Source organism: Microbacterium indicum DSM 19969 (assembly GCF_000422385.1).
GTDB lineage: Bacteria > Actinomycetota > Actinomycetes > Actinomycetales > Microbacteriaceae > Microbacterium > Microbacterium indicum.
In genome coordinates, this window is record NZ_AULR01000003.1 from 20,534 (window position 1) to 41,059 (window position 20,526).

The 20,526-nt window shown below is 68.5% G+C and carries 16 protein-coding genes; 14 read left to right on the forward strand and 2 right to left on the reverse strand.

All coding sequences use genetic code 11. The features are described from left to right. Positions 1–38: 38 nt before the first annotated feature. Genes H576_RS0105230 through H576_RS0105240 form a run of 3 tightly spaced genes read left to right on the forward strand, consistent with a single transcriptional unit; the run spans position 39 to position 4,805 of the window. The gene (locus H576_RS0105230; RefSeq protein ID WP_245559115.1) at positions 39–671 is read left to right on the forward strand and encodes an N-6 DNA methylase; all 633 of its coding nucleotides are present in this window, start codon (positions 39–41) and stop codon (positions 669–671) included. Continuing rightward, positions 668–2,287: an Eco57I restriction-modification methylase domain-containing protein gene (locus H576_RS0105235; RefSeq protein ID WP_029150075.1), complete on the forward strand. Its 1,620-nt coding sequence runs from the start codon at positions 668–670 to the stop codon at positions 2,285–2,287. The genes H576_RS0105230 and H576_RS0105235 overlap by 4 nt, the downstream gene beginning before the upstream one ends. Next, positions 2,259–4,805, forward strand: a complete 2,547-nt coding sequence (locus H576_RS0105240) for a GIY-YIG nuclease family protein (RefSeq protein ID WP_245559116.1) — start codon at positions 2,259–2,261, stop codon at positions 4,803–4,805. The genes H576_RS0105235 and H576_RS0105240 overlap by 29 nt, the downstream gene beginning before the upstream one ends. Before the next feature lie 176 nt (positions 4,806–4,981). On the opposite strand, the gene H576_RS0105245 is transcribed toward H576_RS0105240, so the two are convergent. Continuing rightward, positions 4,982–5,788 carry a DeoR/GlpR family DNA-binding transcription regulator gene (locus H576_RS0105245; protein WP_029150077.1) on the reverse strand — a complete coding sequence of 269 codons (807 nt, stop codon included), beginning with the start codon at positions 5,786–5,788 and terminating at the stop codon, positions 4,982–4,984. A 173-nt stretch (positions 5,789–5,961) separates the two neighbouring features. Here H576_RS0105245 and H576_RS0105250 point away from each other — a divergent pair, with 173 nt between their 5' ends. From H576_RS0105250 to H576_RS0105290, 9 genes are all read left to right on the forward strand, one after another. After that, positions 5,962–7,224: an ABC transporter substrate-binding protein gene (locus tag H576_RS0105250; protein ID WP_051172204.1), complete on the forward strand. Its 1,263-nt coding sequence runs from the start codon at positions 5,962–5,964 to the stop codon at positions 7,222–7,224. After that, positions 7,224–8,162, forward strand: a complete 939-nt coding sequence (locus tag H576_RS0105255; RefSeq protein ID WP_036319441.1) for a carbohydrate ABC transporter permease — start codon at positions 7,224–7,226, stop codon at positions 8,160–8,162. The genes H576_RS0105250 and H576_RS0105255 overlap by 1 nt, the downstream gene beginning before the upstream one ends. Before the next feature lie 2 nt (positions 8,163–8,164). Continuing rightward, positions 8,165–9,070, forward strand: coding sequence for a carbohydrate ABC transporter permease (locus tag H576_RS0105260; protein WP_084502474.1), 906 nt, complete (start codon positions 8,165–8,167; stop codon positions 9,068–9,070). Positions 9,071–9,105: 35 nt separating this feature from the next. Further along, entirely contained in the window at positions 9,106–10,014 is a 909-nt protein-coding gene (locus H576_RS14390) for a ketose-bisphosphate aldolase (RefSeq protein WP_051172206.1), read from the forward strand. A 19-nt stretch (positions 10,015–10,033) separates the two neighbouring features. Beyond that, on the forward strand, positions 10,034–11,230 hold the full coding sequence (locus H576_RS0105270) for an ADP-dependent glucokinase/phosphofructokinase (RefSeq protein WP_029150081.1): 1,197 nt from the start codon (positions 10,034–10,036) through the stop codon (positions 11,228–11,230). Beyond that, positions 11,227–12,213 (forward strand): class I mannose-6-phosphate isomerase, encoded by a 987-nt coding sequence (locus H576_RS0105275; protein ID WP_029150082.1) that lies wholly within the window; start codon positions 11,227–11,229, stop codon positions 12,211–12,213. Before H576_RS0105270 ends, H576_RS0105275 begins: the two co-directional genes overlap by 4 nt. A gap of 228 nt (positions 12,214–12,441) precedes the next feature. Beyond that, a complete protein-coding gene (locus H576_RS0105280; protein ID WP_029150083.1) occupies positions 12,442–13,479 on the forward strand; it encodes a hypothetical protein in 1,038 nt (345 codons plus the stop codon). A 159-nt stretch (positions 13,480–13,638) separates the two neighbouring features. Beyond that, entirely contained in the window at positions 13,639–15,864 is a 2,226-nt protein-coding gene (locus H576_RS14395) for a carbon starvation CstA family protein (RefSeq protein WP_051172211.1), read from the forward strand. Further along, entirely contained in the window at positions 15,854–16,051 is a 198-nt protein-coding gene (locus H576_RS0105290; protein ID WP_029150084.1) for a YbdD/YjiX family protein, read from the forward strand. The genes H576_RS14395 and H576_RS0105290 overlap by 11 nt, the downstream gene beginning before the upstream one ends. A 170-nt stretch (positions 16,052–16,221) precedes the next feature. On the opposite strand, the gene H576_RS0105295 is transcribed toward H576_RS0105290, so the two are convergent. Next, complete coding sequence (locus H576_RS0105295) at positions 16,222–16,854, reverse strand: HAD-IA family hydrolase (RefSeq protein ID WP_029150085.1); 633 nt, start codon at positions 16,852–16,854, stop codon at positions 16,222–16,224. 135 nt (positions 16,855–16,989) lie between these two features. Here H576_RS0105295 and H576_RS0105300 point away from each other — a divergent pair, with 135 nt between their 5' ends. Both H576_RS0105300 and H576_RS0105305 read left to right on the forward strand, forming a co-directional pair. Then, positions 16,990–19,518, forward strand: a complete 2,529-nt coding sequence (locus H576_RS0105300; RefSeq protein WP_029150086.1) for an ATP-dependent Clp protease ATP-binding subunit — start codon at positions 16,990–16,992, stop codon at positions 19,516–19,518. 501 nt (positions 19,519–20,019) lie between these two features. Next, the gene (locus H576_RS0105305; protein ID WP_029150087.1) at positions 20,020–20,526 is read left to right on the forward strand and encodes an amino-acid N-acetyltransferase; all 507 of its coding nucleotides are present in this window, start codon (positions 20,020–20,022) and stop codon (positions 20,524–20,526) included.

Genomic DNA, 20,526 nt, shown 5'->3' on the forward strand with positions numbered 1-20,526 from the left:
AGTACACTCGGCGGTATGTGTAGCGCGAGTGCACGATCGTGAGCGACGAGCGGCTTGTGAAGTCGCGTCAGCGGGTTGCCGATCACGGCGAGGTGTTCACGCCGCGCTGGCTCGTGGACGACATGCTCGACCTCGTCAAGGACGAGACGGAGCGCATCGATTCGCGCTTCCTCGAGCCCGCCTGCGGATCTGGCAACTTCCTCGTTCCGGTGCTCGAGCGCAAGCTCGCCGTCGCGAAGGCGCGGTATGCGAGAAGCGAGTTCGAGCTTCGGCACCAGGCGCTGCTGGGGCTCATGTGCATCTACGGCATCGAACTGCTCGCGGACAACGTCGAGGAATGCCGCGAGAACCTCGAGGGTACTTTCACCCGGGTGCTGAAACTCGCTCCGACAAGTGAGCTGGTTCGGGCGGCGCGCGCGGTGCTCGCGGTCAACATCGTCCAGGGCGACGCGCTCGCGATGACCGACGCCGCGGGCGGACCCATCGTGTTCGCCGAGTGGGGATACCTGGGCCGCGGGAAGTTCCAGCGCAGCGACTTCACCTTCGAGAACCTCACGCAGCGCGCGCAGTACCAGGCGGCCGACTCCCTCTTCGCCGCCTTCGAGGACGACGACCTCTTCACGCCGGTCAAGTCGTACCCCCAGATGACGGTGAAGGAGCTCGCCGCGTGAGCGCGCCGGCCGCCCTCGACTTCCGCGGCCACAACCCGGACGTCCTGACGTGCATCGCGAACCTGTCGAACGACGAGGTGTTCACCCCTCCTGAGTTCGCCAACCGGATGCTCGACACCCTCGAGCACGCCTGGGCGGAGTCGAACGGCGGAGCGTCCATCTGGGCCGACCCGAACGTCACCTTCCTCGACCCGTTCACGAAGTCGGGCGTGTTCCTCCGCGAGATCACGCGGCGCCTCACGGAAGGGCTCGCGGGTCGGATCCCGGATCTGCAGGAACGGGTCGACCACATCCTCACCCGCCAGGTCTACGGGATCGGGATCACGCAGCTCACCTCACTGCTCGCGCGGCGGAGCGTCTACTGCTCGAAGGATGCGACCGGGCGGCACTCCATCGCGAAGTCCTTCGACCGCGACTGGGGGAACGTGTGGTTCGAGCGGACCGAGCACACCTGGGCCGGGGAGCGGTGCGGGTACTGCCGGGCCACGCGTTCGGCATATGAACGCGGCGTCGAACTTGAGACTCATGCGTATGCCTTCATTCATGCGTCGGACATTAGAAAGAGAATTGCTCGCCTGTTTGGAGATGAAGTGAAGTTCGATGTCATTATCGGAAACCCTCCGTACCAATTGGATGATGGAGGGACGGGCATGAGTGCAAGTCCCATCTACCATCTGTTCATTCAGCAGGCGAAGAAGCTCGAGCCGAGGTTCCTGAGCATGGTGATCCCGTCGCGATGGATGGCGGGCGGAAAGGGGCTCGACGGGTTCCGGGCTGAGATGTTCGTAGACCGAAGCATCCGCGATCTCGTTGACTATCCGGACGCCGCGGACGTGTTCGGCCCGGGGATCAAGATCAAGGGCGGGGTGTGTTACTTCCTGCGTGACGATGCTTGGGAGGGGCGCACCGCCGTGACCACCATCCGCGGCGCCCATGTGAGTGGGCCACTTGACCGAGACCTCGACGAGTACGACGTCTTCGTGCGTGATGTGGAATCTGCACGGATCCTCAAGAAGGTGCTTGCGCACGATGAAGAAAGTGTGAGGACCCTGTTTGGCGGAGATTTCGGGTTCGATACGAATTTCGCGGACTTCCACGATGTCCGAGCCGACGGTGATCTAGCGATTCACGTGAATGTGGGAGGAATGGGGCATAAGCGAGCTATTCGGTATGTCCTTCCAGATCAGATCTTGAGGGGCCAGGAACTCGCTGGTGCGTGGAAAGTGCTTGCTCCCAAGGCCGCCGGATATGGAAGTCAGCAGGTCCCGGATCGGGTGCTGGGGAGACCGATCATCGCAGGGCCGGGTGAGGTTGCGACGCGTACGTATCGGATCGCGGGCGCGTTCGCTTCAGAGAGTGAGGCGGCGAGCTTCGAGTCGTATTACCTCACGAAATTCTTCCGCTTTCTGGTCATGCTTCGAAAGATCACGCAAGACGCAGCTCCGAAGGTCTATGCCTGGGTCCCGATGCAGACGTGGGACCGACAGTGGACAGACGCCGAACTGTATGAGAAGTACGGCCTCGATGCCGACGAGATCGCATTCGTCGAGGCTGTGATTCGGCCGCTTGAATCAGGGACGACGCGAGTTGACGGGCTCGACGACGGTGCAGAGTAAGTCTCAATCCGAACTCCTCCCCGAGAAGCACGAGGCTCGCCTCCGGATCTACGCCTACTCGATCCACGATGAGGCGCACGCCGCGCTCCTCAAGGTCGGCCAGACGACGCAGGACGTCAAGACGCGCGTCGCGCAGCAGCTCAAGACCGCTGCGATCGAGAACTTCGCGATCGTCCTGGACGAGCCGGCCGACCGCGAGGACGGCACGGTCTTCACCGATCACGATGTGCGGGCCCGGCTTCGGAAGAAGGGCTTCGAGAACACGCAGCTCGAGTGGATGCGCTGCACGGTCGAAGACGTGCGCACGGCGATCGCGGAGCTGCGGCTGGGCGCCGAGGTCACGGGAACCCACCACAACACCTTCGGCATGCGCGACGAGCAGCGCGAGGCCGTCGAGAAGGCCTACGCCTATTTCCGCTCCTTCCAAGACGTCGACGACGTTCCCGAGTTCCTCTGGAACGCGAAGATGCGCTTCGGGAAGACGTTCGCGACCTATCAGCTCGCGAAGAAGATGAACGCGCGGCGCGTTCTCGTCATCACGTTCAAGCCCGCGGTCGAAGACGCGTGGGAGACCGACCTCCTCACCCATGCCGACTTCGACGGCTGGCAGTACCTCTCGCGTCAGAGCCGGGGAGATCCGACCCCCGCCGACCCCGATCGTCCGCTCGTCTTCTTCGGGTCGTTCCAGGATCTGCTCGGGCGCGACAGGTCGGGGAACTTCAAGGAGAAGCACGCCTGGCTCAGCGAGCTGCCGTGGGATCTCGTCGTCTTCGACGAATACCACTACGGCGCATGGCGCGATTCCGCGAAGGAGCTCTTCGAGGGTGAAGAGGCCGCCGCCGCGAAGGCCGAGGCGAAGGCCGATCGGGATCAGGACGACTTCGCCCTGCACGCGGAGGAGCTGAGCGAAGAGCCCGACGAATTCGTGCCGGTGCAGGCGAACGCGTACCTGTATCTCTCGGGCACCCCCTTCAAGGTGCTCAAGGAGGGGCGGTTCATCGAAGAGCAGATCTTCAACTGGACCTACACCGACGAGCAGCGCGCGAAGCAGCGCTGGGCCGCAGAGCGTCCGGGCGATCCGAATCCGTACGAGGCGCTGCCCGAGATGCGGCTGCTCACCTACCAGATGCCCGACGAGCTCCTCGCGGTGGCGAGCGGCGGCGAGCACGACGAATTCGATCTCAACGCGTTCTTCGAGGCGACGGGCGTCGGCGTCGAGGCCGAGTTCGTCCACAAGGACGAGGTCCAGAAATGGCTCGACATCATCCGCGGCTCGCATCTGATGACCCAGATCGACTCGATGAAGTCAGGCGAGAAGCCGCCGCTGCCCTACTCCGACACGCGACTGCTGCCGTACCTGCAGCACTCGATCTGGATGCTCCCGCGGACGTCGTCCTGCGCGGCCATGGAGAACCTCCTGGCCGAGCGTCAGAACGCGTTCTGGCACGACTACCGGGTCGTCAACGTGTCGGCGCCGGGCGTGGGCGTCGGACTCGACGCGCTTCCTCCCGTGCGGAAGGCGATCAAGAGCGGGTTCGACACGAAGTCGATCACCCTCACGGTCGGAAAGCTCACCACGGGGGTCACGGTCAAGCAGTGGTCGTCGATCCTCATGCTCCGCAACCTCACGGCGCCCGAGACGTACTTCCAGGCGGCCTTCCGCGTGCAGTCGCCGTGGGCCGTGCGGAACCCGAACGGCGATGATCCGAACGAGATCGAGGTCGTCAAGAAGGTGTGCTTCGTCTTCGACTTCGCGCCCACGCGCGCACTGCGCCAGATCAGCGAATACGGTCAGGGGCTGCAGCCCGAGGCGACGAACCCCGAACAGGCGGTCGCGGAGCTCGTCAACTTCCTGCCCGTCCTCGCCTACGACGGATCGCACATGACGCAGGTCGACGCCGGCGGGATCCTCGACATCGCGATGGCCGGAACCTCGGCGACTCTGCTCGCCCGCAAGTGGGAGTCGGCGGTGCTCGTCAACGTCGACAACATCACGCTCAAGCGGATCATGGGGAACCAGGCCGCGATGGACGCCGTCATGAACATCGAGGGATTCCGAGCGCTCGGACCCGATGTGTTCGAGACGGTCGTGAACAAGAGCGAGGCGGTCAGCGACACGAAGCGCCGGAAGGGCGACGACGTCTCGCCGAAGGAGAAGAAGGAGCTCACCGCGGAGGAGAAGGAGTACAAGTCGAAGCGGAAGCAGATCCAGGAGAAGCTGATCAAGTTCGCGACCCGGATCCCCGCATTCATGTACCTCACGGACTACCGCGAGAACACGCTGAAGGACGTCATCACGAAGCTCGAGCCGGAGCTGTTCCGCGCCGTCACGGGCCTCACGGTCGCCGACTTCGACCTGCTCGTGTCACTCGGCGTCTTCAACGCGGCGCACATGAACCAGGCGGTGCTGGGATTCCGCCGCTACGAGGACGCGAGCCTCAGCTACACCGGCATCGAGTCGCATCGCGGCCTGCGCCGGATGGGCGCATTCGACACGGTGGTCGCCGTCGAGCGGTGAGCGCGGGCGGCGCGGATCCCTCGTCGCGTGAAGGCCGCGCCGGCGCACCCTTCACGCGGAGATCGACTCTCGCGCGGGGCTTTGGGGCAGGAACGGCCGTGCGGAGGCGGATCCCCGTGTGAGGGCGGCCGCTCGCGCGGAGAAGCGTGGTTCTGGGATCCGGCGGGTCACCGTCGTCACTCCGGCGCGATGACCTCCACCCCGGCCTCCGCCAGCGCGTCGGCGAGCGCTCCCGTCGGGCGGCGGCCGGTGATGAGGGCGTCGGCGGTCGCCAGCGGGGCGATGCGGGCGAAGAGGCGCTGATCGAACTTCGATGAGTCGGCGAGGATGATCGTGCGCCTCGCGTGGGTCATCATCTCCGACATCATGGCCGCGTCGGCGAGGTTGCTCGACGTGTAGCCCGCGTCGTCGACGGCGCCGACGCCGATGAACGCGACGTCGGCGGCGACGTCGAGGTCGGGGCCGCCGAGCATCGCGCGGAAGCTCACGGGGCCCGTCGTCGCCTGCGTGATCGTGCGGACGGATCCGCCGAAGACGAGCAGCTCGCGGAGCGCGGCTGACGAGAGCTCCGACGGCAGCACGAGGCTGTTCGTCGCGATCGTCAGGTCGCGCTTGTCGCCGAGGTTCCGCCCGAGGGCGAGCGTCGTCGTGCCCGAGTTGATGATCACGACGGATCCATCGGCCACCTGCTCGGCTGCGAGACGCCCGATCGTCTCTTTCTCGGGGGCCCGCACGCGCATGCGCACGCTGAGGCCCTCGTCGGGCGGCGCGCCCTGGTCGGCGCTCACCGCGCCGCCGTGCGTTCGCACGAGTTTGTTGTCGGCGTCGAGCTGGTCGAGGTCGCGGCGGATCGTGTCGATCGAGACCTCGAACTCCGCGGCGAGCTCGCCGACAGTCACGTGACCGTGCGACGTGACGTAAGCGAGCAGTTCGGCCTTGCGCCCGGCGGGGTGCCGCCGCGTGCGGGACTTGTCGGTGTCCATGTGCCCATCCTATGCACCCCCTCGCGCGAAAAGGTGCATGAAGCGGCAGAAAACTGCAAGGAGTGCTTGTGGAGCGTCAGAGTCTGCGGTTATGCTCGGCCCCAGTCACGAAAAGCATGGGGAAACCAGCAGATAGTGGCACGTTCACGAAGGTTCGGGCAAAGGAGCTCAACATGAAGAACACGCGCAAGGCGCTGACCGCTTTCGCCGTCGCAGGGGCCGTCGGCCTGGTCCTCTCCGGCTGTGCGGGGAGCAGCGCGGGCGACAGCGGCGACGTCACGATCGAGTTCGCTCAGTGGTGGGAGCCCGAGCTCTCCGACGGCGAGCTCCGCGCGCTCATCGATCAGTTCGAGGAGGAGAACCCCGGCATCACCGTCGACCTCCTCAGCGGCCCTTACAGCTCGACGCGCGAGCAGCTCTTCGCCGGATCCGCCTCGGGCACGATGTCCGACGTCGTCGGCCTCGACGGCGCCTGGGTGAGCGACTTCGCGAAGCAGGGATCCATCGCCGACCTCTCGTCGCTCATGTCCGACGCGGGCTTCGACGAGAGCCAGCTCGCGTCGCAGGTGCAGATCGACGGATCCACCTACATGCTTCCGGCCGTCAACTTCGTCTATCCCCTGTACACGAACGACGACCTGCTCGCCGATGCCGGCGTTGACGCGCCCCCCACGAACCGCAGCGAGTTCGCCGACGCGGCCCAGGCGATCACCGGCGGCGACGCCTACGGAACCGCGATGCCGCTGTCGCTCGAGTCGCCGAGCGGCATCCAGAACCAGGTCATGTCGTGGGTGTGGGCGTCGGGCGGATCCATGCTCGCCGACGGCCAGCCCGACCTCACGAACGACGACGTCACGAGCGCGATCGAGTACATCGACGGCCTCTACCAGGACGGCGTCTTCTCGCCCGGCGCCTTCACGATGCGCGAGCAGGACATGGTCGAGGAGTTCAGCAACGGCCGCGTCGGCATGATGGTCGACTCGCTCGCGCACCTCACGACGATCCGCGAGGCGAACCCCGACCTCAACTTCTCGATCAGCGCCCTGCCCGCCGAAGACGGCTACGACGGCGAGCGCGGGATCCCCTACGCCTCGTGGGGCCTCGGGATCTCCGAGTCGTCCGAGCACAAGGACGAGGCGTGGAAGCTCGTCGAGTTCCTCATGAGCGAGGACGGCAACTCGCAGCTGTCGTCGATGGCGAGCGCCTTCCCGGGCAACCTCAACGCGACGCCCGACTTCATCGGCGACGACCCGATCTACGAGCAGGCGTTCGACATCTACCAGCAGGGCTACCCCGCAAACGAGTTCACGGGCCTGCCGGTCGCCGAGGAGCTCATGCGACAGTTCGACACCGAGTTCCAGCGCCTCCTCGACGGCGAGACGACCGTCGACGAGATGCTCGCGACGGTGCAGAAGAGCTGGGAGCAGGAGTTCTGATGACGCTCCTCGCCGAGCGCGCCGCCCCCGAGACAGGGCGCGCCGCGCCACCGCCCCGGAGGCGGCGCAGCCTCGCACGCAGGTTCGAGCCGTACGGATACGTCGCCCCGACCGTGATCCTCGTCGGGCTCCTGCTGATCGTCCCGATCTCGGTCGTGATCTGGTACTCGCTGTTCGACAACGCCGTGACGAACGCGAACCCCGAGTTCGTCGGCATCGACAACTACGCGCAGCTGCTCGCCGACGGCGGGTTCTACAAGGCGCTGCTCAACACGCTCGTCTTCACGGTCACGAGCGTCGCCGCGCACCTCGTTCTCGGCCTCGGGTTCGCGCTGCTGCTCAACTCGCAGCTGCTCGGCCGGGTGAGCCTCGCCATCTACCGCGCGATCTACGTGCTGCCGTGGCTCTTCACGGTCGCGATCATCGCGGTCCTGTGGCGCCTGATCCTCAGCCCCAACGGCATCGTCAACTACGTCCTGAGCCTCTTCGGCGGCGGACAGATCGAGTGGCTCGCCGATCCGTCGCTGGCGCTCGGCGCCGTCACCTTCATCAACATCTGGGCGGGGTACCCGTTCTTCATGGTCAGCCTCCTCGCGGGCCTCCAGGGCGTGCCGGCCGAGCTCTACGAGGCGGCCCGCGTCGACGGCGCGGGCGTGTGGCGGCGCTTCGTCTCGGTCACGCTGCCGCAGGTGCGGCCCGTCGTCGTCAGCATGACGCTCCTCGACCTCATCTGGACCTCGCAGCAGTTCGCGCTGATCTGGATGACCACGGGCGGCGGCCCCGTCGACGCGACGGAGCTGCTCAGCACCTTCACTTACAAGCTCGCGTTCACACGATACGAGTTCGGCCTCGCCTCGGCCAGCGCCGTCATCGTGCTGGCCCTGTCGATGATCCTCGCCGTGTTCTACGTACGACACCAGCGACGAGAGGAGAAGTGATCATGGCCGCCGACACCGCCTTGGCGACCCAGACGATCGTCACGAAGCGACGGATCCCGCGCCGGCCGGTCTCAAGCAGAGCGCGCCGCGCGTGGTCGAAGGGGGCGACGATCGTCGGCCTCGTGCTCGGGGCCCTCTTCGCGGGGCTCCCGATCCTCTGGATGCTGTCGAGCTCGTTCAAGACGAACACGCAGATCTTCGAGACGCCGCCGCGGCTCATCACCGAGACCTTCAGCTTCGATGCGTACGCGTCGATCTTCACGGATCCCGAGAAGCTGCGCTTCTTCCTCAACAGCTACGTCGTCGCGCTGAGCGTCGTCGTCTGCACGGTCGTGGTCGCGATCCTGACGGCCTACGCGTTCAGCCGCTTCGACTTCCCGGGCAAGAGCGCGCTCAACGTCGTGATCGTGAGCGTGCAGGCGGTTCCGCCGATCACGCTCCTGATCCCGTACTTCGGCCTGGTCGTGATCCTGGGTCTGTACAACACCTACCCGGGCCTCGTCCTGACCTACCTCGTGTTCACGTTGCCCTACGCGATCATCATGATGACCGCGTACTTCAACGGGCTGCCGCGCGAGCTCGACGAGGCGGTCCGCGTCGACGGCGGCGGCAGCTGGACGGCCCTCTGGCGGGTCCTCGTGCCCGTGGCGACGCCCGGGATCGTCTCGGTCGGCATGTACACGTTCATGCTCGCCTGGAACGAGTACCTCTTCGCCCTCACGCTGACCCGCACGATCGACATGCGCACGGTCCCCATCGGGATCCAGCTGCTCATGGGCCAGCACTCCTACGAGTGGAACGAGATGATGGCGATGAGCGTCGTCGGATCGATCCCCGTTCTCATCCTGTTCCTCTTCTTCCAGCGCTTCTTCATCGGCGGCCTGACGGCCGGATCCGTGAAGAGCTGATCGATCCCACCCCTCATCTCATTAGGAGAACTCCCATGCTCATGAACGGCACGGACCTGCTTGCGGTCGCCAACGAGAACAACTTCGCGATCCCCGCGTTCAACGTCGCGGATTACCACATGTTCAACGCGCTGGTCGAGGTCAGCGAGGAGAAGAACTCGCCGCTGATCATCGCCATCCACCCCAACGAGATCACCCTCCTCGGGTTCGACGTGCTGCTGGCGATCCGCAACCGCCTGCACCGCTCGCCGATCCCCGCGATCATCCACTGGGATCACGGCGCGACGCACGAGCAGATGGTCGCCGCGATCCAGGGCGGCTTCACCTCGGTGATGCTCGACGCCTCGGCCGAGCCCTTCGACGTCAACGTCGCGATGACGCGTCGTGCGGTCGACACCGCCCACGCCGCGAACGTCTCGGTCGAGGGCGAGCTCGGCACGATCGGCAAGATGGAGACGGCCGACGGGGGGATCATCTACACGAACCCCGAGGACGCCGTGACCTTCGTCGAGCAGACCCAGGTCGACAGCCTCGCCGTCGCGATCGGAACCCGTCACGGCATCTACCCGTCCGACATCCGCCCCGAGCTCAAGCTCGACCTGCTGCGCGAGATCAAGGCGGCCGTCGGGATCCCGCTCGTGCTGCACGGCGGATCCAACAACCCCGACCACGAGATCGCCGAGGCCGCCCGTTCGGGCGTCAACAAGATCAACATCTCGAGCGACATCAAGGTCGCCTACCACCAGGCGCTGCGCGGGGTCCTGAAGGACGAGAGTCTGCGCGAGCCCGACGGGATCCAGCCGCCCGCGCTCGCCGCGATGAAGGAGACCGCCGCGCGGAAGATCGACCTCTTCGGGGCCACGGGCAAGGCCGCGCTGTACAAGCCGCTGGCCGTGACCGCGCCCGACCTGTTCGCGACGGCCCCCGTCGCCGCGACCGTCTGACGCGCGAGGCGGCACGGATATGCGGGTTCTGCTGGGAATGCAGGGCACGGTCGACTTCGTGATCGGCTGGCGGCCGGACGAGATCGAGCGCGTCGCGCGGGAGTTCCGCATCACCGCCGACGAGCTCGATCGCCCGGCCGAGATCACGGGGGAGCGGTCGCTCTTCGTCGCGCTCCTGCAGCACTTCGCTGCGGGGCGCGGCGGGGAGCGGTTCGTCCCGTCGTCCGATGTCCTCAAGGACCTCGCGAAGCGCTTCCGCACCGAGATCACCCTCGGTGGGACGAGCGTGCGCGCCGCCCTGCTGCTGCGGAGACTCGGGATCCCGTCTCTCCTGCACCTCGTCAGCGAGGACGAGAACTCGAGGCGTCTGCTGCCGGACGACTGCGCGTACATCACGAGCGCGACGGAGGACACGCTCGATCCGCACCTCATCGTGCAGTACGCCGAGGGCGATGCGGTGGTCGTCGACGGCCGGGTGCTGCGGGCTCCGTCGGCGAACAGGGTCATCATCGCGAACGACCCGCCGGCGAGCGCGCTGCGCTTCGCTCCCGAGCTCGGAGACGAGGTCGCCCGGGCCGACGTGTTCCTCGTGTCGGGGTTCAACACGATCCAGGATCCTGCGGTGCTCGAGGCGCGGCTGGACGAGATGACCTCCGTGCTCGCGCGGCGTGCCGCGGGATCCGTCGTCGTCTATGAAGACGCGGGCTTCCACGATGCCCGCTACGCGCCCGTCGTGTCGGACGCGATCGGGCCCCTCGTCGACGTCTTCAGCATGAACGAGGACGAGCTCCAGACGCGCATCGACCGAGAGATCGACCTGCACGACCCCGTGGAGGTCGCGCGCGCCGTGGAGCAGCTGCGGCGGCAGGTGCCCGATCCGACCCTCGTGGTCCACACGCGGTACTGGTCGGTCGCGCTCGGGGAGCGGGCGGACGAGTTCGCGGCCGCGATGGACGGGGGCAACGCGGCCGCCGGTGCGCGGTTCCTGCTCGGCGACGACATCGGCGCCGACGACATCGCCGTCGTCGCGGGCGGCGCACGGCAGGAGCGCGGCATCGAGTTCGCCGCGCGGCTCGAGGGGCTCGTACCGGGTGCCCGCTGCCTCGCAGCATTCGACGTGCGGCCCAAGAGCCCCACGACGATCGGGCTCGGCGACACCTTCGTCGGCGGGTTTATCGCCGAGCTCGCGCGGCGCGGCGCGGAGGTCGTGGCGTGATCGAGCTGCCGGCGAACCGGCCGCACGGCCGCTTCTATCGTGGGGGCGAGCGGATCGCGCGATTCCGATCCGAGCAGGGCTTCGCCGCGACCCACGAGCCCGAGGACTGGGTGGGGTCGACGACCGCGGTCGCGGGGGAGGCGCCGCAGGGGATGACGGTTCTGCCGGATGGTCGGTTCCTCGCCGACGCCGTCGCGGCGGATCCCGTCGCGTGGCTCGGCGCGGATCACGTCGCGGCCTTCGGGCCGGACACGCGTCTGCTCGTCAAGCTCCTCGACGCGGGGCAGCGGCTGCCCGTCCACGCGCATCCCGACGCCGGCTTCGCGGGGGAGCACCTGGGGCGGGCGCACGGGAAGGCGGAGGCCTGGTGGATCCTCACCCCGGGCGTCGTCCACCTCGGGATCCGCGAGGGGATCGACCCCGCCGACCTGCGGGATCTCGTGGATGAGCAGCGCACCGACCGGCTGCTCGGGCTGCTGCACGCGTTCGCGGTCGTGCCAGGGGACGTCGTCTACGTTCCGCCCGGCACGCTCCACGCGATCGGCGGGGGCATCCTCCTCGTCGAGGTGCAGGAGCCCGAGGACCTCTCGATCCTCCTCGAGTGGCGGGGCTTCGACCTCGACGGGGAGGCCGACGGGCACCTCGGCATCGGGTTCGAGGCCGCCATCGGGGCGATCGACCTCGCGCCGCGCCCGCGCGAGCAGGTGGCCGCGCTGATCCGGCACCCCGACCGGCTAGGCGACGACGCGCTTCCGGACGAAGCGTCGCCGTACTTCTCGTTCGAACGCGTAGTGGGCGGCGAAGAGTTCGAGCCCGGGTTCTCGATCGCGGTCGTGACGCGCGGGGAGGGCGCGTTCGATGCCGCGGGCGGAGAGTCGATCGGGGTCCGTGCGGGATCCACGATCCTCATCCCCGCTGCTGACGGCGCGATCCGGGTCTCGGGATCCGCGGAGGCCGTGGTCGCGCGCCCGCCGCGGGCGTGACGCGGATCCCGGCCCCTCCGGGTGCGCATGTGGTCGCTCGCGGCCCCGGTTCGCGACCGTTCGCGTACCCGGATCCACCCGCCCCGCGTTCCGGGTGCGCACATGGTTGCCGCGGCCCGCGGATCGCGACCAGCCGCGTACCCGGAATCCGCCCTGGCGGCGGCGCCGACCGGGATCCTAGGCTGATCGGGGCGGCAGAAGCCGCCGCCGATCGAGGGGGATGGACCGATGCGCTCACGCACAGCGCTCGCCGCGGCATCCGTGCTGGCCACGCTCGCTTTCGCGCTCGTCGCATGCGGCGGGACGCCGGGGGATCCCGCGGGCGACGTCACCGAGGTCGCTACCGAGACCACCGCGCCGGCCGAGACGCCCACGTCGACACCCGAGCCGACGACGCAGGTCGCGGAGATCGCCCCGTTCGACGAGCAGGGGCAGCTGAACGACGGATGGGCCGTCGACGAGGAGGTGCGCGACGGATCGACCATCCCGGGCACCGATTGCACGGCGTCCTCCGTGCCGTCCGGCGAGAACACCGTGGCGTGCGGGCCGACGGCGGCGTCGCTGACAGCGTGCTGGCGCACCGAGGTCGGGTCCCAGATCGCGTGCCTCGACGAGACGGGCGACGTCGGGGCGCAGCGGCTGCAGATCGTGCATCTGGGGAGCGCCGTCCCCGAGATCCCCGCGGGCGAGGATCCGATTCCCGTCTGGGTCGAGCTCGACGACGGATCCGTCTTCCGCTCCGTCCACGGCGGAGCGTGGTCGCCGCCCGAGGGCTACCTCGTCGCGTACGCGGGCGGGGGCGACACATGGAATGAGATCGTCGTGCCCGTCGACGATTCGGCCGCGGTGTTCGATACGTCGAGCGACATGTGGACCGTGACGGTCGCCGCCGACGGCCAGCCCGATATCGACACCCGGCAGGTCGTGCGCGCCTGGTGTCTCGCGGGGCGGGTGCTGCCGGCGCCCGAGGAGTCGACCGACGGCGTCGACGGGCGCTGGTGCGAGGCGCCGCAGTCGATGTCGTCGATGGGTTGCGTGACGATCGACGGCACCTCGATCACCTACCAGGACGGATCCGTCTACCCGTTGTCGATCTCCGAGGGATCCGACGGCCTCACGGCGCTGTCGGTCCCGGGCGCCCCGCTCGGCACGCTGTATCCCGCAGGTACGCCGATCCCCACGGAGAACCTGATGGGCGTCTCCGACGACCCGTCGGTCGACCGGCTGTGGAGCAGCCAGAGCGGGACAATGCTGATCCGCGGGTGATCCCGCGCGCCTCCGGGTGCGCATGTGGTCGCTCCCGGGGCCGATCCGCGACCACCCGCGCACCCGGAACCCCCCCCGCAACCGCCGCCCGCGCGCGTCGCGGTCGGACCAGGATCCCGATCGCCCCTAAGCTGGCGCGGACCGACGCGAAGGAGCGCCATGAGTACGACCAGGACGCCGCCGCCCGTGGCAGTCGACGACAAGCCGAAGTGGACCCCGCTGAAGGTCGTGATCTGGGCGGTCATCGCGCTGCTCGGCGGCGTCGCGTGGACGATGCTCGCGATCGTGCGCGGCGAGACGGTCAACGCGATCTGGTTCGTGTTCGCCGCGGTGTGCACCTACCTGATCTTCTACCGCTTCTACTCGAAGTACATCGAGCGGCTGATCGTGCGGCCGAGCGACCGCCGCGCGACGCCCGCCGAGTACAAGTCCGACGGCAAGGACTTCGTGCCGACCGACCGCCGTGTCCTCTTCGGCCACCACTTCGCCGCGATCGCCGGCGCCGGTCCGCTCACCGGCCCCGTCCTCGCCGCGCAGATGGGCTACCTCCCCGGCACGATCTGGATCATCGTCGGCGTCGTCCTCGCCGGCGCGGTGCAGGACTACCTCGTGATGTTCTTCTCGATGCGCCGTGGCGGGCGCTCGCTCGGCCAGATGGCGAAGGACGAGCTCGGCCGGTTCGGGGGCGCGGCCGCGATCCTCGCGACCCTCCTCATCATGATCATCATCACGGCGATCCTCGCGCTCGTCGTCGTCAACGCGCTCGGCGAGAGCCCGTGGGGCGTGTTCTCGGTCGGCATGACGATCCCGATCGCGCTGTTCATGGGCGCGTACCTGCGCTGGATCCGCCCCGGGAAGATCGGCGAGGTCTCGCTCATCGGCTTCGTGCTGCTGATGGGCGCGATCGTCGGCGGCCAGTACGTCGCCGCGACCGAGTGGGGCCAGGCGGTCTTCACCCTCGACCGCACGACGCTCGCCTGGTGCATCATCGGCTACGGATTCGTCGCCGCGATCCTGCCCGTGTGGATCCTGCTCGCCCCGCGCGACTACCTCTCGACGTTCATGAAGGTCGGCGTCATCGCGCTCCTCGCGGTCGCGATCGTGTTCGTGCGGCCCGAGATCACGACCCCCGCCTTCAGCATCTTCGCGGGCGGCGAGACGGGCCCCGTGTGGGCCGGATCCCTCTTCCCGTTCCTCTTCGTGACGATCGCGTGCGGCGCTCTCTCGGGCTTCCACGCGCTGATCTCGTCGGGCACGACGCCCAAGATGGTCGAGAAGGAGCGCCAGACGCGCTTCATCGGCTACGGCGGCATGCTCATGGAGTCGTTCGTCGCGATCATGGCGCTCGTCGCGGCGATCTCGATCGACCAGGGGATCTACTACGCGATGAACTCGTCGCCCGCCTCGACCGGCGGAACCGTCGAGGGCGCCGTCGCGTTCGTCAACAGCCTCGGCCTCGCGGGGGTCGACGTGACGCCCGAGATGCTGCAGGGCACGGCCGACGCGGTCGGCGAGCAGACGATCATCTCCCGCACGGGCGGCGCACCGACCCTCGCGCTCGGCCTCGCGCACATCCTGCATCAGTGGATGGGCGGCGTCAGCTGGATGGGCTTCTGGTACCACTTCGCGATCATGTTCGAGGCGCTCTTCATCCTCACGGCCGTCGACGCCGGCACCCGCGTCGCGCGCTTCATGCTGCAGGATTCGATCGGCAACGTGATCCCCCGCTTCAAGGACACGTCGTGGCGCCTCGGGGCCTGGATCTGCACCGCGATCATGGTCGCGGGCTGGGGTGCCGTCCTGATCATGGGCGTCACGGATCCGCTCGGCGGCATCAACACCCTCTTCCCGCTGTTCGGGATCTCGAACCAGCTGCTCGCCGCCATCGCGCTCGCGATCGTCCTGACGATCGTCGCGAAGCGCCGCACCTTCCGGGGGCTGTGGATCGTCGCGCTGCCGCTCGCGTTCGTGACGGTCGTGACGTTCACGGGATCCGTCCTCAAGATCTTCTCGACGACCCCCGCGGTCGGGTACTGGGCGAACTTCGCGCGCTTCCTCACGGCGCAGCGGGAGGGCGACCTGTCGTTCGCGCCGGGCGCCACCGACGCCGAGAAGGTCGCGAACATCGAGGCGACGGTGCGGAACACGGCGGTGCAGGGATCCCTGTCGATCCTCTTCCTGCTGCTGACCGCGATCGTGCTGATCGCCGCGATCGTGCAGGTCGTGAAGGCGTTCCGCGCGACGGAGGTCGTGGATCACGAGGATCCCGCGGTGCCGTCGCGCCGCTTCGCGCCCGCCGGCCTGTTCGCGACCCGCGCGGAGCGCGCCGCGCAGAAGGAGTGGGACGCGCTGCCCGCCGCCGAGAGGCCCGATCGTGGCCACTGATCTCGCCGCCCGTGCGTGGCGGTGGCTCGTGTGGTTCGCGCGCGGGCTCACGGGCGAGGCGCGCTACGACGCGTACCTCGCTCACGAGCGCGCCTGCCACCCGGGCCGCGAGCCCATGACGGAGCGCGAGTTCTGGCGCGACCGCTACCGCGCGCAGGACGCGGATCCGGGAAGCCGGTGCTGCTGAGCGGGGCGCCCCTGAGGCCGCCCTCAGCAAGGTGCGCGAAAACGGCCGCTCGCGGGCGGCTGAGCGGCCGTTTTCGACAACCACATCCGCGCCCGCCGTTCGCGAGTGCATCCCGGCCTCGCGAGTGCACTCGCGGGGCGGATCCGCACTCGCGAAGGGGGCGCCGCGCGCTACGCGCCCGCGATCACCAGCCCGCCGTCCCACGAGGCGGCGCGGAGGTCGTCGACGTGCGCGTCGACGACGGCGCCCTCGAGGTGGTCGCCGACCCCGACGACGAACCCGGCGCCCGCCGCACGGGCCGCGGCGACGCCGGCCGGTGCGTCCTCGAAGACGGCGCACTCGCCGATCGGGATCCCGAGGGCGGCCGCGCCCGCGAGATACGGATCCGGCGCGGGCTTGCCGTTCTCGACGTCGTCGGCCGTCACGAGCGCGGGCGGCGTCGGGTGGCCGGCCGCGCCGAGGCGCGCGACGGCGAGGGGCCGCGTCGCCGACGTGACGACGCACCAGGATCCCGCCGGCAGCGACGACGTCAGGGCGACGGCCCCGGGGATCGCGACCGTCGCACCGGATCCCGCGACCTCCTCGTCCTCGAGAGCCGAGACGGCCTCGGCGAAGATCGCGGGATCCACGAGTCGCGCGACGGTGTCGGCGGCGCGGACCCCGTGCTCGGCCTGCGTGCGGAAGTCGAAGTCGACGCCGTAGCGGGCGGCCCACGCGTCCCAGGCGTCGGCGGCGGCCTCGAGGGAGTCGACGAGCACGCCGTCGGAGTCGAACAGGATGGCGCGGATTCCGGGGATCGTCACCCCTCGATCGAACCATGTCGCCGGGAGTCCGCCCGCGGCGAACACGCCTCCCGAGGGTGATCTGCGTGACTAGCGTGTACTCCACGGCGCGTTCCATCCGCGCCACCGTTTGGCCACCGTGCCCGGAGGAGTGACATGTTCGAAAGGTTCACCGACCGTGCTCGCCGCGTTGTCGTCCTCGCCCAGGAAGAGGCGAAGATGCTCAACCACAACTACATCGGCACCGAGCACATCCTGCTCGGCCTGATCCACGAGGGCGAGGGCGTGGCCGCGAAGGCCCTCGAGTCGCTCGACATCTCGCTCGACGCCGTGCGCGAACAGGTCCAGGACATCATCGGCCAGGGCCAGCAGCAGCCCACGGGCCACATCCCCTTCACGCCGCGCGCGAAGAAGGTCCTCGAGCTGTCGCTGCGCGAGGCGCTGCAGCTCGGCCACAACTACATCGGCACCGAGCACATCCTGCTCGGGCTCATCCGCGAGGGCGAGGGCGTCGCCGCCCAGGTGCTCGTCAAGCTCGGTGCAGACCTCAACAAGGTGCGCCAGCAGGTGATCCAGCTGCTCTCGGGCCACCAGGGCAAGGAGCCGGTCGGCGTTGCGTCGAACGGCCAGGAGTCGCAGGAGCAGCAGGGCAAGGGCGGATCCCAGGTCCTCGACCAGTTCGGCCGCAACCTCACGCAGGCCGCGCGCGACAACAAGCTCGACCCGGTGATCGGGCGCGAGAAGGAGATCGAGCGCGTCATGCAGATCCTGTCGCGCCGCTCGAAGAACAACCCCGTCCTCATCGGCGAGCCCGGCGTCGGCAAGACCGCCGTCGTCGAGGGCCTCGCCCAGGCCGTCGTCAAGGGCGAGGTGCCCGAGACGCTGAAGGACAAGCAGGTCTACTCGCTCGACCTCGGCTCGCTCATCGCCGGATCCCGCTACCGCGGAGATTTCGAGGAGCGCCTCAAGAAGGTCACCAAGGAGATCCGCACGCGCGGCGACATCATCGTCTTCATCGACGAGATCCACACCCTCGTGGGTGCGGGCGCCGCCGAGGGCGCGATCGACGCCGCCTCGATCCTCAAGCCGCTCCTCGCGCGCGGCGAGCTGCAGACGATCGGCGCCACGACGCTCGACGAGTACCGCAAGCACTTCGAGAAGGACGCGGCCCTCGAGCGCCGCTTCCAGCCGATCCAGGTCAACGAGCCGGCCCTGCCGCACGCGATCAACATCCTCAAGGGCCTGCGCGACCACTACGAGGCGTTCCATAAGGTGCAGATCACCGACGGTGCGATCGTCGCCGCCGCGAACCTCGCCGACCGGTACATCCAGGACCGCTTCCTGCCCGACAAGGCGATCGACCTGATCGACGAGGCCGGCGCCCGCCTGCGCCTCTCGATCCTCTCGAGCCCGCCCGAGCTGCGCGAGTACGACGAGAAGATCCAGAAGGTCCGCGAGGCCAAGGAGCTGGCGTCGGAGGAGCAGGACTTCGAGAAGGCCGCGTCGCTGCGCGACGAGGAGAAGCAGCTGCTCGGCGAGCGCCTGCGCCTCGAGAAGAAGTGGCGCGCCGGCGAGGTCGAGGCGAAGGCCGTCGTCGACGAGGGCCTGATCGCCGAGGTCCTGGCCCAGGCCACGGGGATCCCCGTGTTCAAGCTCACCGAGGAGGAGACGAGCCGCCTCGTCTTCATGGAGAAGGCGCTGCACGAGCGCGTCATCGGCCAGGAGGAGGCCATCGCGGCCCTCTCGAAGACGATCCGTCGTCAGCGCGCCGGCCTCAAGGATCCGAAGCGCCCCTCGGGCTCGTTCATCTTCGCCGGCCCCACGGGCGTCGGCAAGACCGAGCTCGCGAAGGCCCTCGCCGAGTTCCTCTTCGACGACGAGGACGCGCTGATCTCGCTCGACATGTCGGAGTTCGGCGAGAAGCACACCGTGTCGCGCCTCTTCGGCGCCCCTCCCGGGTTCGTCGGCTTCGAAGAGGGCGGTCAGCTCACCGAGAAGGTGCGCCGCAAGCCGTTCTCGGTCGTCCTGTTCGACGAGATCGAGAAGGCCCACCCCGACATCTTCAACTCGCTGCTGCAGATCCTCGAGGAGGGTCGTCTGACCGACGGTCAGGGCCGCATCGTCGACTTCAAGAACACGGTCATCATCATGACGACCAACCTCGGTTCGTCGGCGATCGCGGGCGGCCCCGTGGGCTTCCAGATCGAGGGCAACACGCAGACGACGTACGAGCGCATGAAGGGCAAGGTCGACGAAGAGCTCAAACGGCACTTCAAGCCCGAGTTCCTCAACCGCGTCGACGACGTCATCGTGTTCCCGCAGCTGACGAAGCCCGAGCTGTTGCAGATCGTCGACCTGTTCACGAAGCGCCTCAGCGACCGCCTGCTCGACCGCGACATGACGATCGAGCTGTCGGGCGCCGCGAAGGAGCGCCTCATCGAGATCGGCTTCGACCCGACCCTCGGTGCCCGCCCCCTGCGTCGTGCCATGCAGCGCGAGATCGAGGACCGGCTCAGCGAGTCGATGCTCTCGGGCCAGCTCGAGTCGGGCGACCACATCAAGGTCGACATCGTCGACGGGCAGTTCACGTTCCAGAACGAGCCGCGCGGCGAGAAGGTGTCGGTCGGCATCAACACCGGCGGCGACATCACGCTCACCCCGGAGATCACCGCCTTCGGCGAGTGACCGCCTGACGGGCCCCGCTTCCTCCGGGAGGCGGGGCCTTCGTCGTGCCCGGGGTGGGTCCGGCCGGTGGGTGCTCCGCCGCCCGGGCGCACGACTACGGCAGTTTCAGCCGCGGGGTCGGGTTCTGCGGCGTGTCGGGCTCCCCCGGCTGATTTCTGCCGTCGTCCTGCGCGGCGGGGATCCGCGGGTCGCTCGGCCGCCGTCGTGCCCGGGGTGGGTCCGGCCGGTGGGGTGCTCGGCCGCCCCGGGTGCAGGAGTACGGCAGTTTCGGCCGCGGGGTCGGGTTCTGCGGCGTGTCGGGCACCCGCGGCTGTTTTCTGCCGTCGTCCTGCGCGGCGGGGATCCGCGGGCCGCTCGGCCGCCCCGGCGCAGGAGTACGGCAGTTTCGGCCGCGGGGTCGGGTTCTGCGGCGTGTCGGGCACCCGCGGCTGTTTTCCGCCGTCGTCCTGCGCGCCGCGGGCCTTCGGCATATTCGGAACCCCGCGTCCTACCCTGGGGCGGATGGTCGAATTCACCCTGCGCCCCGCGCGCGCCGAAGACATGGACGACGTGCACCGCATGCTGCAGCCGTACGTCCTGCGGCGCATCCTGCTGGGCAAGGACCTCGTGGTGCTGTACGAGGCGACGCAGGAGTTCGTCGTCGCCGTCGACGCGCACGACCGGGTGATCGGCTGCGGCGCCCTCCACGTCATGTGGGAGGACCTCGGCGAGGTCCGCACCCTCCTCGTCGCCGACGAGTGGCTCCACACGGGCGTCGGGCGCGCGATCGTCGAACGCCTCGAGGCCAACGCCCGCGAGCTCGGCCTCACGCGCCTGTTCTGCCTCACCTTCGAGACGGCGTTCTTCCATCGCCGCGGCTTCGAGGAGATCGGCGAGCACGTCGTCTCGCCCGACGTCTATTCGCAGCTCGTGCGCAGCCCCGACGAGGGCATCGCCGAGTTCCTCGACCTCGCGCACGTGAAGCCCAACACCCTCGGCAACACGCGCATGCTCAAGCGGCTGGTCTGA